The 6,153-nt window shown below is 65.5% G+C and carries 8 protein-coding genes; 2 read left to right on the forward strand and 6 right to left on the reverse strand.

Going from position 1 to position 6,153, the window contains the following annotated elements; all coding sequences use genetic code 11:
• Window positions 1-33: 33 nt before the first annotated feature.
• From acpP to VJ307_03475, 6 genes are all read right to left on the reverse strand, one after another.
• Complete coding sequence (gene acpP, locus VJ307_03450) at window positions 34-267, reverse strand: acyl carrier protein (GenBank protein HJX73188.1); 234 nt, start codon at window positions 265-267, stop codon at window positions 34-36.
• Between the two features lie 30 nt (window positions 268-297).
• Window positions 298-1,041 (reverse strand): 3-oxoacyl-[acyl-carrier-protein] reductase, encoded by a 744-nt coding sequence (gene fabG, locus VJ307_03455; protein ID HJX73189.1) that lies wholly within the window; start codon window positions 1,039-1,041, stop codon window positions 298-300.
• Between the two features lie 37 nt (window positions 1,042-1,078).
• Window positions 1,079-2,035 (reverse strand): ACP S-malonyltransferase, encoded by a 957-nt coding sequence (fabD, locus tag VJ307_03460; protein ID HJX73190.1) that lies wholly within the window; start codon window positions 2,033-2,035, stop codon window positions 1,079-1,081.
• A gap of 11 nt (window positions 2,036-2,046) precedes the next feature.
• Window positions 2,047-3,024 carry a beta-ketoacyl-ACP synthase III gene (locus tag VJ307_03465; protein ID HJX73191.1) on the reverse strand — a complete coding sequence of 326 codons (978 nt, stop codon included), beginning with the start codon at window positions 3,022-3,024 and terminating at the stop codon, window positions 2,047-2,049.
• Between the two features lie 83 nt (window positions 3,025-3,107).
• Complete coding sequence (plsX, locus tag VJ307_03470) at window positions 3,108-4,091, reverse strand: phosphate acyltransferase PlsX (protein HJX73192.1); 984 nt, start codon at window positions 4,089-4,091, stop codon at window positions 3,108-3,110.
• Between the two features lie 202 nt (window positions 4,092-4,293).
• Window positions 4,294-4,746: a DUF177 domain-containing protein gene (locus VJ307_03475; protein HJX73193.1), complete on the reverse strand. Its 453-nt coding sequence runs from the start codon at window positions 4,744-4,746 to the stop codon at window positions 4,294-4,296.
• A gap of 213 nt (window positions 4,747-4,959) precedes the next feature.
• On the opposite strand from VJ307_03475, the gene amrB reads away from it, so the two are divergent.
• Window positions 4,960-5,745 carry an AmmeMemoRadiSam system protein B gene (amrB, locus tag VJ307_03480; protein ID HJX73194.1) on the forward strand — a complete coding sequence of 262 codons (786 nt, stop codon included), beginning with the start codon at window positions 4,960-4,962 and terminating at the stop codon, window positions 5,743-5,745.
• A gap of 51 nt (window positions 5,746-5,796) precedes the next feature.
• Window positions 5,797-6,153 (forward strand): glutamate--tRNA ligase family protein (locus VJ307_03485; GenBank protein ID HJX73195.1); only part of this gene is annotated, 357 nt, incomplete at its 3' end.

Below are 6,153 nucleotides of genomic sequence, written 5' to 3' on the forward strand. Positions count from 1 at the left end.
AGACGCCGTCCAAGGGAACCCCCTCCCCCCCGGCTACTTCGCGTTCGCCTTGATGTATTCGATGACATCCTTGACGGTCTTGATCTTTTCCGCCTCTTCGTCCGGGATCTCGATCCCGAACTCGTCCTCCATCGCCATCACCAGCTCCACGATGTCGAGGGAATCCGCGCCCAGGTCGTCGATGAACGACGCCTCGTTGGTCACTTCGTTCACGTCCCTTCCGAGCTGCTCGGCCACGATCTCCTTCACTTTTTTCTCTACCGACATCGCGCGCCCTCCCTCCAGGTAGTATATCCTTCACATGTATAACCCGCCGTTAATCCCGATCACCTGCCCGGTGACGTACGAGGCGCCATCGGAGGCAAGGTAGACCGTGAGTTCTGCTACGTCTTCTGGGGTGCCGAATTTTCCCATCGGGATCTGATTGAGAAACCCATTCCGGACGTTCTCCGGCAACGCCGCCGTCATGGCCGTCATGATGAACCCCGGCGCGATCGCGTTTACGGTAACGCCTCGCGAGGCCAGCTCGCGCGCCATCGACTTCGTGAACCCGATGATGCCGGCCTTCGCCGCGGAATAATTCGACTGCCCGGCATTGCCCATCTGCCCCACGACGGAACTCAGGTTGACGATCCGGCCGCTGCGCTGCTTCATCATATGTCTCGATACGGCCTTCGTCAGTAGAAACGTCCCCTTGAGATTCGTCCGCAGGACGGCGTCGAAATCCTCCTCCGACAGGCGCATCAGCAAATTGTCCCGAGTGATCCCGGCGTTGTTCACGAGGATGTCGATACGGCCCTGCTCCGCGAGAATGCGCTGGACTGCGGCGTCGACCTGGGCGGCGTCGCCCACGTCGAACATTTCCACCATTCCCTTCCCCCCCGCGCCCACAATGGCGGCAAGCGTCTCCGCCGCTGCCGCCTCGTTGGTGACATCGCTTAACACCACGACGGCGCCCTCCGCGGCGAATCGTTCCACGATGGTCTTCCCGATGCCCCGCGCAGAGCCCGTGACCAATGCCACTTTGCCGGAAAGCCGCATCTTGCCCCCTCCCTCCCCGAAGTTCATACCCTCAAACTCAGCGACCGTACAAGGAAAAACTTCTTCCGGCCAGGCCCCGGACGGCGGACAGGTCCGCGGGCGCGCAGAAAGCAGCCACCGGGAGATCCCTCTCGATCCTGCGCACCAGTCCGGAGAGGACCTTCCCCGGCCCCACTTCCAGAAACGACGTCACCCCCATGGCGCGCATCCTGCGCACGCCCTCCTCCCAGCGAACGGGCGACACGATCTGACGCAGAAGGGTTTCCGCCACCCCCTCCCCCTGCGGATAGGCTTCCGCCGTCACGTTGGCGACCACCGGGAAGGCGAACATCCCGGCCTTCGCCGCCCGCAGTTCGGGGGCGAGCCGCAACGCGGCGGGCTCCATCAGCGAGCAGTGAAACGGAGCGCTCACCGGGAGCGGCATCACCATCTTCGCGCCGGCCGATTTCGCCGCCTCGCACGCGGCGGCCACCGCAGCCGCGCTCCCGGAAATCACGATCTGGCCTCCGCCGTTGTAGTTCGCCGGCTCGACCACCCCTTCGCGTCCGGCCTCGCGGCAAACCGCCGCTACGGTTTCCGGCGAAAGGCCGATCACAGCCGCCATCGCCCCCTCCCCCAGCGGGACGGCTTCCTGCATGTACTTTCCCCGCGACCGGAGGAGCAAGACGGCGTCTTTGAGGGACAGGGCGCCTGCGGCCACAAGGGCCGAATATTCCCCGAGCGAGTGCCCCGCCGCGCAAAGGGGACGGATCCCGGCCTCCTCCGCGAGGACGCGGTACGCGGCGACGCTCACGGTGAAGATGGAAGGCTGGGTGTTCTCGGTCCGCCGGAGATCCTCCTCCGACCCGCGGAAGCACAGGTCGGCCAAAGAGAAGCCGAGCGCTTCCGAGGCCTCTCGGAACACCTCCCGGGCAACCGGGTAGGCGTCGTGGAGCTCTTTCCCCATCCCGGGGAACTGGGACGCCTGGCCGGGAAAAAGCAGTCCGATCCCCATCCCTCCCCCCTTTACATCCGCACGAGGGCGGATCCCCACGTCAGTCCCGCGCCGAAGGACGCGAGGAGCAGAAGGTCCCCTTTCTTGAATCTGCCCTCCTCGCGGGCTTCCGCGAGAGCGATCGGGACCGATGCGGCGGAGGTGTTCCCGTACCGCTCGAGGTTGATGAACACCTTTTCCCCGGGGATGCCGAGGCGTTTGCCGACCGCATTGATGATGCGCATGTTCGCCTGGTGCGGCACGAAGAGGGCGACGTCCGATATCTCCACGTTGTTGTGCTTGAGGGCTTCGAGGGAAACCTCGACCATTTTGGTCACCGCCTGCTTGAACGTCTCATTGCCCGCCATGCGGATCGCATGCATCCGGTTTTCCGCGACCTCCGGCCCGAACGGGTGGACCGTCCCCCCTCCCGGGGCGTAGATCAGCTCCCAGAGGTTCCCGTCGGAGTGGAGATGGCAGCTCAGCACCCCCTCCCCCTCCGGGCACTCCGAGAGGACCACCGCTCCCGCCCCGTCCCCGAAGAGGATGCAGGTGTTCCGGTCCGTGTAGTCGGTGACGGTCGAGAGGATCTCGCCTCCCACGACGAGCGCCTTCTTGCCGCGGCCGGCGCGGATCATCGCGTCCGCCGTGGAAAGGGAATAGAGGAAACCGGAGCATGCGGCGTTCAGATCCAGCGCGAAGGCCCGCGAGGCGCCCAGCTTCATCTGCAGAAAGCATGCGGTGGACGGCAGCGGCATGTCGGGAGTGCAGGTCCCGACGACGATGATGTCGATCTCGGAGGGGCTTACGCCCGCGTCGGCCAGTGCGCGCCGGGACGCCTCCAGGCAGAGGTCGGACGTCGCGCTTCCCGGTTCGGCGAGACGCCGCAGCTTGATCCCCGTCCGATCCAGGATCCACGAGTCGGACGTATCGACCATCGTCTCCAGTGTTTTATTGGTCAGCGTTTTCGGCGGGGCATGCATCCCCAGCCCGATCATCCTGGATCCCACGATCTTCCCCCCCCCTTTTTTCCGACGTCCCGCCTGCGATCCGTCTTTCGAACTCCCCCATGCGGACGGGACATCCCTTCCTTTCAGGAAATCGCCCGGGCGATTTCCTCTTCCACGCCGCACTGGTGAAGCGATCCCGCGGCGCGAATCGCGTTTTTCATCGCTCGCGCGTCCGACAACCCGTGGCAGATCACGACCCCCCCCTTCACCCCGAGCAGTGGCGCACCCCCGTATTCCGCGTAGTCCAGCCTCGTCTTGACCCGCCGGATCGCCCCCCCTGCCAGCAGGGCCCCCACCTTCGCCATCTGGGACTTGAGGATCTCCTCCTTCAGGAAATCGACCAGGGCCGTCGCCATCCCCTCCATGGTCTTCAGGACGACGTTTCCCACAAACCCGTCGCAGACGAACACGTCGGCCTTGCCGACAAAGAAATCCCTCCCCTCCACGTTTCCCACGAAGGCCAGGCCGGTCTTCCGGAAGAGGGCGGCCGTCTCCCGGGTGAGGTCCGTTCCCTTGGTCTCTTCTTCCCCGATGCTCAATACCCCTACGCGGGGGCGAGGAATTCCGAGGATCTTCCGCGCATACGCTTCGCCCATGCACCCGAACTGCAACAGATGCACCGGCTTGCACCCCACGTTCGCCCCCGCGTCGATGAGGACGATGGGGCCCGTGGGGGTCGGGATCGTCGCGGCGATCGCCGGCCGGTCGACCCCCCGGATCTTCCGGAGGATCATGAGCGCCCCGCCCATCACCGCGCCGGAATTCCCCGCGCTCACGAAGGAGGAAGCCTTCCCGTCCGCCACGAGGTTGAGCCCCACGCGGATGGAGGAGTCCTTCTTCTTCCGGAGGGCCACGCCCGGGGCGTCCTGCATCTCCACGGCCTCGGTAGCGTTTTCCACTTCCAGTTCGTCCGCCCCCGCTCCCGCCCGGCGCAACTCCTCCCGGATCCGTTCCTCCCGGCCGACGAGAACGATGGGAAGATGGAACTCCCGGGACGCATGGACCGCTCCCCGGACCACCTCTGCCGGAGCGTGATCCCCTCCCATCGCGTCGACCGCTATTTTCATCGGAGGCAGGAAGAAACGGGCGTCAGGCCTTGGAAATGACTTCCCGGCCGTTGTACGTTCCGCAGTTCGGGCAGACGGCATGGGGCCGTTTCACCTGCTTGCACTGCGAGCAAGTGCTGCGGGCGGGATCGACCAGTTTCTTGTGAGTCCTGCGTTTGTCCCGGCGGCATTTCGAGCCGCGTCGCTTCGGATTCGGCATCGCCTACTCCTTTTCTTTCCTCAAAGTCTTCAATACGCCGAACGGCCCTTGCCTCGTTTCCCCGGAACAATCGCACTCCGTTCGATTCCTGTCCGCGCCGCATTGCGGGCAGATCCCGCGGCAATCCTCCCGGCACAGCACCTTGGCCGGAAGGGAGAGCGCCACCTGCTCCCAGAAGATGTCCGCCACCTCGATCCCCGCCCCGTCGTAAAAGGCGATATCGAGGTCTCCCGCCCGCAGTTCGAGGTCCCCGGCCTCGGCGGGGCCCCGGTCCGCCGGGACGTAAATCGTCTGAAACTCCCTCTCCAGCCGGAGTGCGACGGGCTCCGTGCAACGGTCGCACGCGCCTTCTCCCTCGGCGGCGAAGGACCCGCTGGTCTCCAGATCCCTCCCCTCCAGAAAGAGGAGGAGGGTGACCGAAAGCATCCGGCACGACCGGAGGGGGTAGGAATTCATCCCCTCCAAAAGCCGCGGGATCCAGGCCTTTCCCCGGCTCGCGACGACATCCAGCCCCTCGCGGGGGATTTCGGACGTTCGTATGTACAAAAGACGCACTTCCCCGAAAAGTAAAAGAAACACTATAGGAAACCCGACACCTTGTGTCAATCGGGAATCTGCCTCCTGCGGGGTTCCTGTGGTATACAATACCGTATGAACCGGAATCCTGCCGTGGCGGGTCAATTCTACCCGGGGACGGCGCGGGAACTGGACCGCATGGTCCGCCGATACACCCGCGACGACGCGGAAAAGACCCGGGCCAAAGGGATCGTCGTGCCCCACGCGGGGTACGTCTACTCGGGCGGCGTGGCGGGCGAAGTCTACTCCTCGGTGGAGATCCCCGAACGGCACATCATCTTTTGCCCCAACCATACGGGGGTGGGCGCCAAAGCCGCCGTCATGGTGCGGGGGTCCTGGCGGATGCCCTGGGGGGAGGTGCCGATCGACGAGGAGCTGGCGGATCGCCTTCTTGCCGAGTCCCCCCTGCTGTCGGAAGACGCCTCCGCGCATCGCGGTGAGCATTCCCTGGAGGTGCAGCTCCCGTTCCTCCGGCGTTTCCGGGAGACGTTCCGGTTCGTCCCCGTCGCCCTCGGGAACCTCTCCCTTTCCGATTGCCGGACGCTGGGAGAGGCCGTGGCGCGGGTTGCGGGAGAGGATGCCCTCCCCCCTCTCCTCATCGCGAGCTCCGACATGTCCCACTACGAACCGGACGGCGTCGCGCGGAAGAAGGACGGCCAGGCGATCGACCGCATCCTGGCGCTCGACCCGGAAGGCCTGTTCCGGGTCGTCCGCTCCGAGCGGATCTCGATGTGCGGCGTGATCCCCGCGACGGTCGTCCTGTTCGCATCCCTTGCCCTTGGCGCCGGGTCCGCCCGCCTGATACAGTATTCGACTTCCGGCGACGTGAGCGGAGACCGGGGGCAGGTCGTCGGCTACGCGGGTCTCGCGTTGCTGTAGGGTTCCGCCGCCCCCGCGACGACTCCCAACGAGGTGGAAATGCCCGGTATCGTGACGCGCTTTGCCCCCAGCCCGACGGGGTACCTCCACATCGGCGGGGCCCGCACTGCCCTTTTCAACTGGCTCTTCGCCCGCCGCCACGGCGGGACGTTCGTCCTTCGGATCGAGGACACCGACCAGGAGCGATCGACCCCGGAGTCCGTGACGGCGATCCTCGAGGGGATGAAATGGCTGGGGATGACGTGGGACGAGGGCCCCTTTTACCAGACGGAACGAAGGGAACTGTACCGGAAAGAGGCCGAACGCCTGCTCCAGGAGGGGAAGGCATACCGGTGCGTTTGCACTCCCGAAGAACTCGATGTGCGCCGCGAGGCCGCCCGGGCGAGGGGGGAAAAGCCGCGCTACGAC

This window comes from Candidatus Deferrimicrobiaceae bacterium (assembly GCA_035256765.1).
Lineage (GTDB): Bacteria > Desulfobacterota > Deferrimicrobia > Deferrimicrobiales > Deferrimicrobiaceae > CSP1-8.